Source organism: Rhizobium sp. BR 314, from assembly GCF_047445805.1.
In the GTDB taxonomy this organism is placed as follows: Bacteria; Pseudomonadota; Alphaproteobacteria; order Rhizobiales; family Rhizobiaceae; genus Rhizobium; species Rhizobium lusitanum_B.
Map to the genome: position 1 here is coordinate 197,348 of NZ_JARWLA010000003.1, position 15,218 is coordinate 212,565.

Sequence of the window (15,218 nt, forward strand, 5' to 3'; positions counted from 1 at the left end):
GACTGATTTGAGACCCGAAGAACTCCCGCGGCCATCGATCGTTTCGATTCACAGAATGCCGGACGCCGCGGCATGCGGCAACTCCGCCATACCAAGCCGAAAACGACGAAAGGCCGCTGCCGGCCTAGTCGTAAATACTCTCATTGAGAAAATTGGAGCGGGCGAAGGGATTCGAACCCTCGACCCCAACCTTGGCAAGGTTGTGCTCTACCCCTGAGCTACACCCGCTCATTCCCGTCGCGATCCGGGGTAGTTTGTTGGACCGCTGGGCGTCGTCTTGCGGCGACGGGCGGTATATGGCCTAACCGATTTTCAAATGCAACAGGGAAATGACGAGTTCGCCAAGAAAAATTTCGAGTTTTTTGTTTGCCCCTTCGAAAAGCCCGGAAACGTCGGCCTTTCGCGTCTGAAAGATTGCAATGAAAATGTGGGCGACGTATCAGGGGCAGACTATTTTGCATCGTGAGAAGCCATGACCGAGACCAATCCGAAAACACGCGACGATCTTTTCCGATTCCTTGACGGGCTTGGCATTGGCCACAGCACCAAGGATCACGCGCCGGTCTTCACCGTTGCCGAATCGGTTTCGCTGCGCGACGAGATTCCAGGCGGCCACACGAAGAATTTGTTCGTGAAGGACAAGAAGGATAACTTCTTCCTACTGACCGTCGAAGAGAACGCGACCGTCGATCTGAAGACCGTACACACGCTGATCGGCGCGGCGAGCAAGGTTTCCTTTGGCAAGCCGGAGAAGCTGATGGAATATCTCGGCGTCATCCCGGGCTCGGTCACCGCATTCGGCGCGATCAATGATACGAGTAACAACGTGACCTTCATCCTCGATGCCGATCTGATGGCGCATGGTATCGTCAACTGTCACCCGCTGTCGAACGATGCGACAACGTCTATTGCCAGTGCCGACCTGCTGCGCTTCATGGAGGCGACGGGTCATGCGCCGCTAGTCTTGAAAGTAACGGCCTAAGGTACGATTTTAGCGCTAAGATTATTGCGAGCGGGGCGTCTGCGGATCGTCCCATCGTTTTGACGATTTCAATGGGCGTGCAGCCATGCGGACCTAATCGGTTCGTTTGGGAGGTATGCCTTCCAAAGATCACGGATGCCGGCAGGCGGGAGACACTTATGAGCGGTCCGAACAATCCCTATAACGCTTCCTTCGGCGGCCAGATGTCGGCCTCGGCATCGTTTGGCGCAGCACCTGAGACATCCGGCGCCTCGCCGATCAAGGATACGACCACCGCCAACTTCGCCAAGGATGTCATCGAGGAATCGCGCAATCAGCCGGTGCTCGTCGATTTCTGGGCGCCCTGGTGCGGTCCGTGCAAGCAGTTGACGCCTGTTTTGGAAAAGGTCGTCACCGAAGCCCAGGGCCGGGTCAAGCTGGTGAAGATGAACATCGACGATCATCCGTCTATCGCCGGACAGTTAGGCATCCAGTCGATCCCGGCCGTCATCGCCTTCGTCAATGGCCGTCCTGCCGATGGCTTCATGGGTGCCGTTCCGGAAAGCCAGGTTCGCCAGTTCATCGATCGCCTCGGCGGTCCCGCTGGCGGTACCGATGATCAGGCTGCCGAAATTGCCGCCGTTCTCGAGGAAGCAAGCGGCCTGCTTGCAGCCGGCGACGTCAACGGTGCTGCCGAGCTGTTCGGTGCAGTGCTGCAGGCGGATCCGGAAAATGCCAAGGCACTTGCCGGCATGGCGGAATGCATGATTGCAGCCGGCCAGAGCCAGCGAGCCCGCGAAGCCCTGACGGATCTGCCCGAAACGCTTGCCAACGATGCCGGCATCCAGGCGGTGGTCAAGAAGCTCGACCAGATCGAGGAAGCCCGCAAGCTTGGCGACCCCGTTGCCATCGAGCACGAACTGGCTACCAACCCGGACAACCACGAGCAGCGCGTGAAGCTTGCCAAGATCCGCAATGTCGAAGGCAAGCGCGACGAAGCGGCTGAGCATCTGCTTCTCATTATGCGCAAGGATCGCAGCTTCGACGATGACGGCGCCCGCCGCCAGCTGCTCGAATTCTTCGACGTCTGGGGTCCGAAGGATCCGGCAACGATCGCTGCCCGCCGCAAACTTTCGTCGATCCTGTTCTCCTAAGCGGGCTGGTGCGGCACTGGGCCTTCCGCTCTCGATCGTCAGGAACAGGTCGGAGTGGAAGCAAAGGGCGTTTTGGCGCAAAATATCCTTGTGTTTTCGGCAGACGAGCCCACATTGGTGGGATGCGCGGCAGAAAATGGCAACGGCCGCGCGGTTGTGTGTCGTTCCTGCGCGCCCATTGCGGCGCGCGGCGCAGTGATCTAGCGGGATGGAAACATGCAAGTTGGTAATGCCAGATACCTGAAACCAAGCGATCTGCCCGACGCCGTGGCCATTTTCCCTCTTTCCGGTGCGTTGCTGCTGCCGGGAGCGCAATTGCCGCTCAATATATTCGAGCCGCGCTATCTCGCCATGTTCGATGCCGCCATATCCGGCAACCGGTTGATCGGCATGGTGCAGCCGGCGCTCGGCGAACCGGCTGATTCGCCCAATCTCGCGCATGTCGGTTGCCTCGGCCGTATCACCTCCATCTCGGAGACCGGCGACGGACGCTATATCGTCGCCCTGACGGGTATCTGCCGCTTCCGGCTGATGGACGAGGTTACCACCCAGCAGCCCTATCGTACGTTTCGCATTACACCGTTCATCTCCGACCTCAAGTCGCATCATGAGGAAGGCACTGTCGACCGTCCGGCGCTGCTCTCGGCTTTCCGGAGTTATCTCGATGCCAACAAACTCGAGGCGGACTGGGAAAGCGTCGAGCGCGCCGACAATATGATGCTGGTAAACTCGCTATCGATGATGGCGCCCTTCGATCCCGCCGAGAAGCAGGCGCTTCTGGAGGCTCACGATCTGAAAACCCGCGCGGAAACCTTCATCGCCATCATCAAGATTGTGCTCGCCGGCTCCGGCGATACCGGCTCGGTCCTGCAATAGAGCATCTCCGCTTTTCTTCGAAATGCGGAGATGCTCTATCTCTTTGTTTTCACGCAATTCCGGACGGAAAATCGCTCAGCACTTTTCCTGGAATTGCCCTGGGAGTTTGCCTATGGATGTCACTGTCAGCAAGGTGGATCCGAAACTGCTCGACCTGCTCGTCTGCCCGCTTACCAAGGGGCGGCTGAGCTACGATCGGGAAAAGAACGAGCTGATCTCGGAAAAGGCGCGCCTTGCCTATCCGATCCGCGACGGCATTCCGATCATGCTGATTTCGGAAGCCCGCCGCATCGAGGATTGAGGCTTTCTGGATCAGGGCCTTGAATGCCAGCGCGTGCGTCCGTTGCGGATCCCCACAATCTCCCACCGACTAGCCTTCAATCTGGCATTCGCGAGCCCAAATCCTGGTCATGGGCCGCGCCCTCGATGAGGTAGGTTAGTTCGTCAACCAGGCTGATGCGATTTCCTCGAAACTGATAGTAGGCGATCACCTTGAGCCGAATGCGCTCGCCGTCGATTTTCACCCCCTCCGCGACATGAACAGTGGCTGCGGAAACGCCGTCGGTTACCACCTGCTCAAAGCTGATGCTACTTGAAGCAAGCTCGGCCTGAAGCGCTCGGCTGTGTTGGAGAAAGCCCTCATAGTCGAGCTGCTTTCCGTCGACCCGCTGGATGTAGTCGGGTGTCAGCAGCTCGGCGAATTTCTCCGGTTTGGTTGTCGGATCGGTGAAGGCGGCAAACATGCGGTGGAGTAGTTCATGAACTTCGCCCTGTGTCATGGCAGCTTCGGTCGACATCGTTATCTCCGTCGTGTTTTCAGGTTGGGTGTGCCTTTCACCTAGCTTGCCCGCTTCTACCTTGCTAACGTATCCATGCCATTCAATACGGCTTTGAGGCCATGCAAGATTTTCTCGTTGATCCCCTTCGCCTCGATTCGACGGCAGAACCGGTAATCCTGGTCAGTCTCCGCCGACAGGCTGAAATGCGGCGCACGGAACGACACAGTCATGCGCATGGTCAATTGCTCGGCACCATGCGGGGCCTGGTTACGATCGGTACGGATCATGGCCGCTGGCTCATCCCGCCTATCAATGCGGTGTGGCTTCCTCCCTATATCGAGCATGATTTTACGTCGCACGGTGCTTTTCATGGCTGGAGCGTCTATGTGGCAGAGACTGCTTGCTCCACCTTGCCGAGTACCCCTCGGGTGATCCGCCTGTCGGGTCTGTTGAATGAGGCGGTGCTGCGAGCTGCGAGTTGGAAGCACGGGCCATTTTCCGAGGCGCAATCGCGGATCGCGGGAGTCATTCTGGATGAAATCGCTGCGATACCGGGAGAATCCCTTGATCTGCCCATGCCGGCTGCCCCCCGGCTGCAACGAATTGCGCGTGCCATTGCGGATGCACCGGCCGAACGGCGGCGCATGGAGGATTGGGCTGCCTGGGCCGGCATCGCGCCGCGCACCCTGAGCCGGCGGTTCAAGCTGGAAACGGGCCTTTCATTCAGCTCCTGGCGCCGTCGCGCACTATTGTTGCGATCTTTGGAAATGCTGGCCGTCGGAAATTCTGTGACCACGGTCGCCTTCGACCTCGGCTACGAAACGGTCAGCGCCTTTATCGAACTGTTTCGCGCGCATTTCGGCACGACACCGGCACTTTATTTCAAGCATTTGGCCTGACTGAGCCTCTGCCCGAGATCAAGTGCACTCGCCCCGGAGGTGTTCAGATCGCCTCGCCAGCAAGCAGCCGCGGATTATCCTTGGCGGTCGTGCCGGCGGCTTGGCCGATGAAGAAGGATTTGAGGCTGGGGAGGCGGTCGACGATGCCGAGGCCGAAATCTCGGGCGATGCGGAGAGGCGTATTGTCGTTGGAGAACAGCCGGTTCAGCACGTCGGTCGTCACCCCCATGCGGAAGGTGTCGAAGCGCCGCCAGGTCTGGTAGCGCTCGAGGATATTGATCGAGCCGATATCGAGGCCTAGGCGATCTGCTTCGACGATGGTTTCAGCAAGTGCTGCAACATCCTTGAAGCCGAGGTTGAGGCCTTGGCCGGAGATCGGATGGATGCCGTGGGCAGCGTCTCCCGCCAGTGCAAAGCGCGGCGCAACGAAGGCGCGGGCAAGCGTGAGGCCAAGCGGGAAGGCGCGACGATCGCCGATGGCGCGCAGTGCGCCGAGCTTGTGGCCGAAGCGGCGCTCCAGTTCCTCTTCGAAGACAAGGTCGTCAGCGGCGACCAGCCGCTCGGCATCGGAGGTGCGCTCCGTCCACACCAGCGAGGAGCGGTTGTTCTTCAGTGGCAGGATGGCGAAGGGGCCGGAGGGAAGGAAATGCTCCTCGGCGCAGCCGCCATGCGGCCGCTCATGCTCGACTGTCACGACGATGCCGGATTGGCCGTAATCCCAGTTCACCGTCTTAATGCCGGCCATGTCGCGCAGCTTGGAGCGCACACCGTCGCAGGCGACCAGCAGCTTCGTCTCCAGCGTGCTGCCATCCGAAAGGGTCAGGGTCGTCTTGCTGTCGTCGGTCACGAAGCTGGTGGCGCTGAGGCCGTGACGGATCTGGACACCCAGCCGCTTGCAGGCATCGCGCAAGGCACCGACCATGGTGACGTTCGGCACCATATGGGCAAAGGGCTGACCTTCGGCGACTTCGCCGTCGAAGGTCAGGAAGACGGGGCGCACGGGGTCGCTGGTGCGCGAATCGGTGACGATCATGCGGGTGATCGGTTCTGCTTCCGGCGCGATTTCATCCCAGACGCCAAGAACCTCCAGCATCTTTGAGGCGGCGGCGATGATCGCGGAAGCCCGCATATCTTTCTTCCAAACGCTCTCCGGGGCGGCCTCTATGACCATGACTTCGAGATGCGGGGCTGCCTGCTTGACTGCGACCGCTGCGGCAAGACCCACATATCCGCCACCCACTACCAGCATGTCCAACATAGCGCTTCCCTGTGTCTTACTGTCACTTCCTACTCTATATAGAACATCCTGTTCACGGTTCCTACCATCGGAGTTCAAGCAAAATGTCGCGAGAGACGGAAAAGCCCACCCCCATGGAAACCGTGCTCACGACGCTCGATCTGGAGACGATCGAGATGAATCTGTTTCGCGGCAACAGCCCGCAGGTGGGCTGGCAGCGCGTATTCGGCGGGCAGGTTATCGGCCAGGCGCTGATGGCGGCGCAGCGCACGGTCGAGGGGGATCGGTTCGTGCATTCCCTGCACGCTTATTTCATGCTGCCGGGCGATCCCTCGGTTCCGATTCTGTATCAGGTGGATCGCCTGCGCGACGGCTCCAGCTTCAATACCCGGCGCGTGCTGGCCATCCAGCACGGCAAGGCGATCTTCGCACTGACGGCCTCGTTCCAGGTCGATGAGCCCGGCTTTGATCATCAGGAGGAGATGCCCGAGGTGCCGATGCCCGAGGAGTTGATGGACGAGGAGCAGATCAAGGCGCGCTATATCGTGCACGCGCCCGAGAATGTGCGCCGCTATTGGGCAGGCAAGCGTGCAATCGAGATCAGGCCCGTCTCGATCGAGAGCTATTTTTCGCGCTCGCAACCGAGCAGGCGGCAGAATATCTGGGTGCGGCTGACCGGCCCCGTGCCTGACGACCGGCTCTATCGGAATGCCGTGCTTGCCTACCTCTCCGATATGACCCTGCTCGATGTCGCCCTTAATGCGCATGGTACATCGGTTCTGGACCCGAGCGTTCAGGTGGCGAGCCTCGATCACGCCATGTGGTTTCATCGTCCTTTCAGGTTCGACGACTGGCTGCTCTACAGCCAGGAAAGCTCCAGCGCATCCGGTGCGCGCGGCTTTGCCCGCGGCAGTCTATTTACGCGATCCGGTATCCTGATTGCGTCGGTGGCGCAGGAAGGCCTGATTCGCAAAAAGGCAAATGATTAAATAAAGCGCAAACCTATAAATATGCACTTTATTTAGGCTGTTGACGGCGAGGCAATCGCCGCCTTATTGGGCGCTTATAATAAATCTGTTTTATTTCAATAGTTTATGAATGTGCCGCGAATCTGGCACGTCCTTTGAATGTGTATCTCCAGTCGCTGCTCAAACATTCGTCGGCGGCAAGGAGAGTCGGCTCCGTGCCGAGGCTAAACAAAGGATGGGAAACCAGATGAAAATTGTGATGGCCATTATCAAGCCGTTCAAGCTCGATGAGGTCCGCGAGGCCCTCACCGCTGTCGGCATTCAGGGCCTGACTGTTACCGAAGTAAAAGGCTACGGGCGCCAGAAGGGGCACACCGAGATCTATCGCGGCACGGAATATGCCGTCAGCTTCCTGCCGAAGCTGAAGATTGAAGTCGCTGTCGCGTCCGAGATCGTCGACAAGGCCGTCGAGGCCATCGCGGCTGCCGCCAAGACCGGCCAGATCGGCGACGGCAAGATCTTTGTCTATTCGATCGACCATGCCGTGCGCATCCGTACGGGCGAAACCGATTCAGAAGCTCTGTAAGACACGGCTGATCAGGGAGTTATTTGCATGTCAATTTCTAAGCTTTCCTCCGCCCTGACACGGGTGGGCATGCTTTCTGCGGCCGTGCTCGCGCCGGCGATCGCTTTCGCGCAGGAAGCGGCTCCAGCCGCTGCCGCTGCTGCGACTGCCGCAACGCCGGTGCCGGACAAGGGCGATACCGCCTTCATGTTCATCTCCACCATTCTCGTGCTGTTCATGCTCGTACCGGGCCTTGCCCTGTTCTATGGCGGTCTCGTCCGCGCGAAGAACATGCTCTCGGTCCTGATGCAGTGCACCATGATCGGTGCTGTCGTGATGATCCTCTGGGTTCTCTACGGCTATTCCTTCGCCTTTGGCGGCGGCACCAGCCCCTATTGGGGTGGCACGGCGAAAATGTTCCTTTCGGGCGTTTCGACCGCAACCACGGCTCCGACCTTCTCGAAGGGCGTCGTCATTCCTGAATTCATCTTCATGCTGTTCCAGATGACCTTTGCCGCCATCACGCCGGCTCTGATCATCGGCGCCTTCGCCGAACGCATCAAGTTCGGCGCGGCTGTGCTCTTCTGCGCGCTGTGGGCGACCTTCGTCTACTTCCCGATCGCCCACATGGTCTGGGATTCCAACGGCATGCTGTTCAAGATGGGCGCCCTCGACTTCGCTGGCGGCACCGTCGTCCACATCAATGCTGGTATCGCTGGCATCGTTGGCGCCCTCCTCGTCGGCAAGCGCGTCGGTTTCGGCAAGGACATGATGGCTCCGCATTCCATGACGCTGACCATGGTCGGTGCCTCCATGCTCTGGGTCGGCTGGTTCGGTTTCAACGCCGGCTCGAACCTCGAAGCTTCCGGTGGTGCGATGCTTGCCACCGTCAACACCTTCATTGCGACTGCAGCCGCCATTATCTCCTGGTCGCTGGTCGAAACCTTCACCCGCGGCAAGGCTTCCATGCTCGGCGGCGCTTCGGGCATGGTTGCCGGTCTCGTCGCCATCACGCCCGCTGCCGGTATCGCCGGCCCGATGGGTGCGATCATCATGGGCCTTATCGTCTCGCCGCTCTGCTACTTCTTCGTCTCCGTCGTGAAGAACAAGTTCGGCTACGACGATACTGCTGACGTGTTCGGCGTTCACTGCATCGGCGGCATCTTCGGTGCCATCGCCACCGGTATCTTTGCCAGCGCTTCGCTCGGCGGCGTCGGCTATGCCGATGGCGTCACCATGAGCAGTCAGGTCATGGTGCAGTTGACCGCCGTCGTCACCACCATCCTTTGGTGCGGCATCGGCTCGGCGATCCTCTACAAGATCGTCGACGTCGTCATCGGCCTGCGTGTGGCTCCGGAAGCCGAGCGCGAAGGCCTCGACCTCGCCTCGCACGGCGAAGCCGCCTACCACAATTCCTAATCGCAGCTTGCGATGCCGGGGCCAACAACCGGCGTCGCTGAACATCCCGTCGCAACCGGTTTCTTCGTAACCGGCTGCTTTTGGCCCGAACCTCGGTTCGGGCCCTTTTTGTTTGGCCACCGCCCTTCTCCCATGTGGGGCTGCGATTCCGGAGGTTGGCGTGCATGGTTAACATGCCATTAACCCTCCTCTGATTAGGTAGGGCTAACCTGCCGGCGAGTGGGCATCGACCGATTCGCTTGCGCTATCGACAAGGAACGGGGCTGGATATCATGGGCAGAAGCAATTCGGCGGCGTTGAGCGGTCGCCCCGACCGTTTATCGCTATCGAGTGTGGTTTGGCGTCAGGTCAAGGGTCTGGCCGGCTTCGCATTGCTGTTCCTGTTAGCGCTCGCCGTTGCTGCGCTGGCGACCTGGAACGTCATGGACCCCAGCTATTCCTACGCTACAGGCAATGCTCCGACCAATCTGCTCGGTTTTCCCGGCGCCGCATTCGCCGATATCATGATGCAGGCCCTTGGCCTGACTTCCCTGGTTGCTATGTTGCCCGTTGCCGCCTGGGCCTTCGCCTTCATTTCCAATCGGAAGCTCAACCGCGTACCGTCGCGTCTCGGCGCATGGCTGGGTGGCTGCGTCGTCGCGGCCGGTTCCATGGCTTGCTTCCCGGCACCACCGACCTGGCCGATCCCGAACGGCATCGGCGGGGTTATCGGCGATATCCTGCTGCGGTTTCCAGCACTCTTCATAGGCACCTATCCGAGCGGTGTCTTCGCCATCGTGATCGGCTCACTGCTTGCCGTTCCTGCGATTTGGCTCATGCTCTTCGGCGCCGGTGTGATCGGGGAAAGCCCCGTCGAAGACGAAGAGGATGAAGAAGAGTACGAGGAAACGCGCAGCCGTGCGCGCCGTGTCGGCGACGAGGACGAGGATGACGACCGCGGCAGCTTCCTCAGCAACTTCATGGCCTTTGGCGCGGTCATGCATGCCTGGTACAATACCCAGGCCCGCCTCCGCCGCCTGTTCGGCATGGGGCCGCGCAAACGCCGCGACCATGCTTTCGATGCGCCCTATGATTTCAATGATGACGAATTCGGTACACTGAACGAGCCTGCGCGTGCGAAGGCGCCGATGGCTCGCGTCGAGCCGTCGCTCGAAGGCTCGGCAGCGCGTCGGGTCGTGTCCGCACCCTCCATCAGCATGGGTGACGATGAGGACGATGATTCGAGCTATGATCGCGATCCGCCGCGGCCTGCCGGTATTCTGCCCGACGACGAGGATGAAGACGAATGGCCGCTGCGTGCTGCCTCGCCGAAGGCGGTCCCTGGACAGCGTGTCGTTCCGGCGGCGTCGCGTCCGAAGCCTGGCGCACGGGCAGAGCGAGAGGCGCAGACCTCCTTCATCCGCCCCTACGGCTTCCAGCTGCCGGCCGTGCATCTGCTGGCCGAGCCCAAGGCCGTTGCCCGCGATGCGACGCTTTCGGCCGATGCGCTCGAACAGAATGCCCGCATGCTCGAAGGCGTGCTGGAAGACTTCGGCGTCAAGGGCGAGATCATCCATGTCCGTCCCGGCCCGGTCGTCACACTTTACGAGCTGGAGCCGGCGCCTGGCATCAAATCTTCTCGCGTGATCGGTCTTGCCGACGATATCGCCCGCTCGATGAGCGCGATCGCCGCCCGCGTTGCCGTCGTTCCCGGCCGCAACGCCATCGGTATCGAGCTGCCGAACTCCATGCGCGAGACGGTCTATCTGCGTGAGCTGATTGCCAGCCGCGATTTCGAGGGCTCCAAGGCGAAGCTTGCCATGGCGCTCGGCAAGACGATTGGAGGCGAGCCCGTCATCGCCGACCTTGCCAAGATGCCGCATCTGCTCGTGGCCGGCACCACCGGTTCGGGTAAATCCGTCGCCATCAACACCATGATCCTGTCGTTACTCTATCGCATGACGCCGGAGCAATGCCGCCTGATCATGATCGACCCGAAGATGCTCGAACTCTCCGTCTATGACGGCATTCCGCATCTTCTGTCGCCTGTCGTCACCGACCCGAAGAAGGCCGTCGTCGCGCTCAAATGGACCGTCCGCGAGATGGAAGAGCGCTACAAGAAGATGTCGAAGATCGGTGTGCGCAACATCGATGGCTTCAATACTCGTGTCGAGCAGGCCGTTGCCAAGGGCGAGGCTATCAGCCGCACAGTTCAGACTGGCTTCGATCGCCACACCGGCGAGGCGATCTACGAGACGGAAGAATTCGACCTGAAGCCGATGCCCTATATCGTCGTCATCATCGACGAAATGGCCGATCTGATGATGGTCGCCGGCAAGGATATCGAAGGGGCCGTGCAGCGCCTGGCGCAAATGGCGCGTGCCGCCGGTATCCATGTCATTATGGCGACCCAGCGTCCTTCGGTCGACGTCATTACCGGCACGATCAAGGCGAACTTCCCGACCCGCATCTCCTTCCAGGTAACGTCGAAGATCGACAGCCGCACCATCCTCGGCGAGCAGGGCGCGGAGCAGTTGCTCGGCATGGGCGACATGCTCTATATGGCTGGCGGCGGGCGCATCCAGCGCGTGCACGGTCCTTTCGTTGCCGATGGCGAAGTCGAGGATATCGTCGCCTACCTGAAGACGCAGGGTGCTCCGCAATATCTCGATGCCATCACCATCGATGAGGATGAGGACGAAGACGGTCACGGCCCGGCAGGCACCTCCAATCTCTCCGAATCGGACGATCCCTACGATCAAGCGGTCGCGATCGTGCTGCGAGACGGCAAGGCCTCGACCTCCTACATCCAGAGGCGTCTCGGCATCGGCTACAACCGTGCCGCCTCGCTGATCGAGCGAATGGAGCAGGAAGGCGTGATCGGCCCGGCCAACCACGCCGGCAAGCGCGAGATTCTCGTTCCCACCGAAGCGGATATTCTGGATCGCTGAGGCGATCCGCCTTTCCGTGTCACATATCCCGCCTATGTTCGGCATCCCGCCCATGATCAGGCAAATTTGATCGCGACCCCCTAGCGGCCCTGGGTCGCTGCGCCATGAAGACGCCGATTTTGCGCGCCATGGACGAAGCATGAAGGAGAATTCGATGACAAAGATTGATGCGCAGCCGTCCAACCGACTTTCCCTGAGCCGCCGGTATTTTCTCGGCGCGGTGGTCGCGGTTGGCATGGCGGGCGCTTTGCCGATTTCGGCGCTCGCCCAGGCCCCAGCACCGACACAGGCAGCTGGAGCCGCCCTTAATCCCGGCATCGCCCAGGCCATTGCCGACCACTTCTCTTCGATCAAGACGATGAAGGGCGGCTTCCTGCAGATCGGGCCGCGCGGCGACCAGATGAGCGGTTCATTTTTCATCCAGCGGCCGGGCAAGATGCGCTTCAACTACGAGCCGCCGTCCCGCATGCGTGTCATCTGCGACGGCAACAACGTTCAGGTCCTCAACGACCAGACCCAGACGCGCAACATGTATCAGCTGTCGAAGACGCCGCTGAGCCTGCTGCTCGCCAACAAGATCGATCTCTCCGCCGACATGGTGCGCGATGTAGACTCCAAGCCGGATCTCACCAAGATCACGCTCGGCAATCGCACCGTCTTCGGCGATTCCACCATCACGATGATCTTCGATTCGAAAACCTACGACCTGCGCCAGTGGACCGTGATCGATCCGCAGGGCAAGACAACCGACGTCATCATCAACAACGTCAAGACCAACGTCGCCTTCGACGACAGCGTTTTCCGCATCGACTACACGCGCTGATAAAGGCGCCGACCTGCATCTCCGGCCTCAGAGCCTTTCCGCTTTTCTTCGAACCGCGGAAAGGCTCTCTCTTTTTGTTGTTATGCAATTCCGGACGGAAAGCCACCTGGCACTTTTCCGGGAGTTGCTCTGCGGTTGCAGATGTGGCGGAATGACCTTTCCTTTCCGTTGCCGCCGGTCTAAAGCCTTACCCTCACGACGGGAAAGGCTTGGGCATGGGATTTTCGATTGCGACGTGGAACATCAACTCGGTGCGGCTGCGCATGCCCATCGTCGAACAGTTCGTGATGCACGCCCGGCCCGACATTCTTTGCCTGCAGGAAACCAAGGTTCCGAACGAGCTTTTCCCCTATGCGCCGCTGAAGGCGCTCGGCTACGAGCACATCATCATCCATGGCCAGAAAGGCTATCATGGCGTGGCGATCGCCTCGCGTTTCCCTCTGACCGAAGATCACCGGCAGGATTACTGCAATGTCGGCGATTCCAGGCATATCTCGGCGATCTTCGAGCGCGGCGGGCGGCGCATCCGCCTGCACAATTTCTACGTTCCGGCGGGCGGCGACGAGCCGGATCGCAATATCAACCCGAAATTCGGCCATAAGCTCGACTTCATCGAGGAGATGAAGAAGCTGCATGCCAATGCCGAGCCGAATACATCGGCGATCCTTGTCGGCGATCTCAATATTGCGCCGCTTGAGCACGATGTGTGGTCGCACAAGCAGCTTTTGAAGATCGTCAGCCACACGCCGGTCGAGACCGATGGGCTGATTGAAGTGATGAAGCGCGGCGCCTGGCTCGACCTGATGCGTCAGCAGGTGCCTGCCAGCGAGAAGCTTTATACGTGGTGGAGCTATCGCGCCAAGGATTGGGAAGCGGCCGATCGTGGTCGTCGTCTCGACCACATCTGGTCGTCATCCGATCTTGGGCCGCATCTGCAGCGAATTGAGATCCTGAAGGCGGCACGCGGCTGGGATCGCCCGTCCGACCACGTCCCCGTCATGGCGCATTTCGATCTCTAGGACAATGTAGCCGAAGACCTGTGATCTCAGGCTCTCAGGAAAAACGGCCGAGAAGCGCTGCCGTTTGCCTGGCAAGGGCCGCGAAGTTTTCGCGGATGCGATTCTGGATCAGCAGACCGGCGTCGGGGTATTCCTCGATTAGCCGGTGGAAGAGGGCGCGGGTAATGCGGATCACGTCGGACTCTTCGGCGGCGACGGCCGTGTATTTCCGCTCCACCAACGTCACCAGGGCGAGTTCGGACAGCATGGTGCCGGCCTGCACCACGGCTTCCAACTGCTTCTGTCCGGCCGTGTCGATGGTGCTGAGCTCGAAGCTGCCGCGCGTCACCACGTAGGCGCATTCGGCAGGGGACTTTTCCCGGAACAGGGTCTGGCCCTCTGACACGCGGCGGCGATCGGCGCCGAAGGCGATCAGCCGCAACGGCTCATCGCCCATGCCGTGGAAGAGCGGCAGTTGCGACAGCAGGCGGATATCGTCGTTCAGCGCCATGTCTGCTGCCTACGGAATGATCTTGTAGCCGCCGTTTTCTGTCACCAGAATTTCGGCACTGGATGGGTCGCGCTCGATCTTCTGGCGAAGGCGATAGACATGGGTTTCAAGCGTGTGCGTGGTCACGCCGGAATTATAACCCCAGACTTCTTCGAGCAGGATATCGCGGGTGACGACCTTCTGGTCGGCACGATAGAGATAACGGATGATCGCCGCTTCCTTTTCCGTAAGACGGATCTTCTGCCCGTCTTCGGTGGTTAAAAGCTTTTGGCTCGGCTTGAAGAGATAGCGTCCGACGGTGAAGGTCGCATCTTCGCTCTGCTCGTGCTGGCGCAACTGCGCACGGATACGGGCAAGCAGCACTGCGAAGCGGAAGGGTTTCGTCACATAGTCGTTCGCACCGGCTTCCAAGCCGAGAATGGTGTCGGAATCCGTATCGTGACCCGTCAGCATGATGATCGGCGGCTTGAAGCCGTTCTTGCGCAGCAGCTTCACGGCTTCGCGGCCATCCATGTCAGGCAACCCGACATCCATGATGAGGAGGTCGACAGGCACGGTGCGCGCCGTCTGCACGCCCTTTCCAGCCGTCACTTCCTGCAGGACGTTGAATTCCTCGTAGAGAGATAATTGCTCGACCAGCATCTCGCGCAGGTCGTTGTCATCGTCCACCAGAAGAATGGTGCGTGCGGTCATGCCGTTCGGATCCTCGTTCTAATCCCTCCTAAGTCCTACGCCAAATTGCATTTTTAGCAAGTCGAGACGCAGCCCAGGCTTGGTGGTTTGCTTGAAACTGCTATGATTTCAAACGAAATCACGCGCAAAGCAAAAACATGTGAGCGAAATTGAAAAGGCAAGCACTCCACCCGACGGATTGCCGCCATATTTGTCACGGGTACTGCGCCGGGTAAAAATCGCCGTCCGCAGAGCTCCGTATTCCTAATCGATTCTGCCTTGATATCGCGATATCGAAGAGCGGCTCCTGCGCCACCACGGCAGCCCTTTCCTCCGCCTTCGAAAAGCTTGACGGTTTGCGTTGTCTGAAACGCCGTGTGGGGTTAAAATCCCAATATTCTCTACTATATAGCTCTCCTACCGGCA

At 59.9% G+C, this 15,218-nt stretch carries 16 protein-coding genes, 1 tRNA gene and 1 pseudogene; 12 read left to right on the forward strand and 6 right to left on the reverse strand.

Annotation, left to right across the window (positions count from 1 at the left end):
• Positions 1–153 precede the first annotated feature (153 nt).
• Positions 154–228, reverse strand: a tRNA-Gly gene (locus tag QD461_RS05820).
• A 244-nt stretch (positions 229–472) separates the two neighbouring features.
• Between QD461_RS05820 and QD461_RS05825 the strand changes: the two genes are divergently transcribed.
• The 4 genes from QD461_RS05825 to QD461_RS05840 all read left to right on the forward strand — a co-directional run bounded on the left by QD461_RS05825 (position 473) and on the right by QD461_RS05840 (position 3,292).
• Positions 473–982 carry a prolyl-tRNA synthetase associated domain-containing protein gene (locus tag QD461_RS05825; RefSeq protein WP_414086862.1) on the forward strand — a complete coding sequence of 170 codons (510 nt, stop codon included), beginning with the start codon at positions 473–475 and terminating at the stop codon, positions 980–982.
• Between the two features lie 158 nt (positions 983–1,140).
• On the forward strand, positions 1,141–2,115 hold the full coding sequence (gene trxA / locus QD461_RS05830) for a thioredoxin (protein ID WP_414086863.1): 975 nt from the start codon (positions 1,141–1,143) through the stop codon (positions 2,113–2,115).
• A gap of 216 nt (positions 2,116–2,331) precedes the next feature.
• Complete coding sequence (locus tag QD461_RS05835; protein WP_414086864.1) at positions 2,332–2,991, forward strand: LON peptidase substrate-binding domain-containing protein; 660 nt, start codon at positions 2,332–2,334, stop codon at positions 2,989–2,991.
• Between the two features lie 112 nt (positions 2,992–3,103).
• Positions 3,104–3,292, forward strand: a complete 189-nt coding sequence (locus QD461_RS05840) for a Trm112 family protein (protein ID WP_037154712.1) — start codon at positions 3,104–3,106, stop codon at positions 3,290–3,292.
• 76 nt (positions 3,293–3,368) lie between these two features.
• Here the strand turns inward: QD461_RS05840 and QD461_RS05845 are convergent, their stop codons facing one another.
• Together QD461_RS05845 and QD461_RS05850 are read right to left on the reverse strand one after the other, a co-directional pair.
• Complete coding sequence (locus QD461_RS05845; protein WP_414086865.1) at positions 3,369–3,788, reverse strand: nuclear transport factor 2 family protein; 420 nt, start codon at positions 3,786–3,788, stop codon at positions 3,369–3,371.
• A 56-nt stretch (positions 3,789–3,844) separates the two neighbouring features.
• On the reverse strand, positions 3,845–4,057 hold the full coding sequence (locus tag QD461_RS05850) for a hypothetical protein (RefSeq protein ID WP_414087088.1): 213 nt from the start codon (positions 4,055–4,057) through the stop codon (positions 3,845–3,847).
• On the opposite strand from QD461_RS05850, the pseudogene QD461_RS05855 reads away from it, so the two are divergent.
• Both QD461_RS05855 and QD461_RS05860 read left to right on the forward strand, forming a co-directional pair.
• Positions 4,025–4,099: pseudogene (locus QD461_RS05855) on the forward strand (hypothetical protein); the annotation flags it as partial. The gene QD461_RS05850 and the pseudogene QD461_RS05855 sit on opposite strands and share 33 nt — an antisense overlap.
• 57 nt (positions 4,100–4,156) lie before the next feature.
• On the forward strand, positions 4,157–4,669 hold the full coding sequence (locus QD461_RS05860; protein ID WP_414087075.1) for a helix-turn-helix domain-containing protein: 513 nt from the start codon (positions 4,157–4,159) through the stop codon (positions 4,667–4,669).
• Positions 4,670–4,712: 43 nt separating this feature from the next.
• On the opposite strand, the gene QD461_RS05865 is transcribed toward QD461_RS05860, so the two are convergent.
• A complete protein-coding gene (locus tag QD461_RS05865) occupies positions 4,713–5,927 on the reverse strand; it encodes a ubiquinone biosynthesis hydroxylase (RefSeq protein ID WP_414086866.1) in 1,215 nt (404 codons plus the stop codon).
• Positions 5,928–6,010: 83 nt separating this feature from the next.
• On the opposite strand from QD461_RS05865, the gene tesB reads away from it, so the two are divergent.
• From tesB to QD461_RS05895, 6 genes are all read left to right on the forward strand, one after another.
• A complete protein-coding gene (gene tesB, locus QD461_RS05870) occupies positions 6,011–6,895 on the forward strand; it encodes an acyl-CoA thioesterase II (protein ID WP_414086867.1) in 885 nt (294 codons plus the stop codon).
• A gap of 214 nt (positions 6,896–7,109) precedes the next feature.
• Positions 7,110–7,460, forward strand: coding sequence for a P-II family nitrogen regulator (locus tag QD461_RS05875; RefSeq protein WP_184704411.1), 351 nt, complete (start codon positions 7,110–7,112; stop codon positions 7,458–7,460).
• A gap of 27 nt (positions 7,461–7,487) precedes the next feature.
• Positions 7,488–8,858 carry an ammonium transporter gene (locus QD461_RS05880; protein ID WP_414086868.1) on the forward strand — a complete coding sequence of 457 codons (1,371 nt, stop codon included), beginning with the start codon at positions 7,488–7,490 and terminating at the stop codon, positions 8,856–8,858.
• A gap of 272 nt (positions 8,859–9,130) precedes the next feature.
• Entirely contained in the window at positions 9,131–11,788 is a 2,658-nt protein-coding gene (locus QD461_RS05885; RefSeq protein ID WP_414086869.1) for a DNA translocase FtsK 4TM domain-containing protein, read from the forward strand.
• A 154-nt stretch (positions 11,789–11,942) separates the two neighbouring features.
• On the forward strand, positions 11,943–12,611 hold the full coding sequence (locus QD461_RS05890; RefSeq protein WP_414086871.1) for an outer-membrane lipoprotein carrier protein LolA: 669 nt from the start codon (positions 11,943–11,945) through the stop codon (positions 12,609–12,611).
• Positions 12,612–12,826: 215 nt separating this feature from the next.
• Positions 12,827–13,630, forward strand: a complete 804-nt coding sequence (locus QD461_RS05895) for an exodeoxyribonuclease III (protein ID WP_414086872.1) — start codon at positions 12,827–12,829, stop codon at positions 13,628–13,630.
• 34 nt (positions 13,631–13,664) lie between these two features.
• On the opposite strand, the gene QD461_RS05900 is transcribed toward QD461_RS05895, so the two are convergent.
• Together QD461_RS05900 and QD461_RS05905 are read right to left on the reverse strand one after the other, a co-directional pair.
• Positions 13,665–14,120, reverse strand: coding sequence for a cyclic nucleotide-binding domain-containing protein (locus QD461_RS05900; RefSeq protein WP_414086873.1), 456 nt, complete (start codon positions 14,118–14,120; stop codon positions 13,665–13,667).
• Positions 14,121–14,129: 9 nt separating this feature from the next.
• Complete coding sequence (locus tag QD461_RS05905; protein WP_184704399.1) at positions 14,130–14,813, reverse strand: response regulator transcription factor; 684 nt, start codon at positions 14,811–14,813, stop codon at positions 14,130–14,132.
• Positions 14,814–15,218 lie beyond the last annotated feature (405 nt).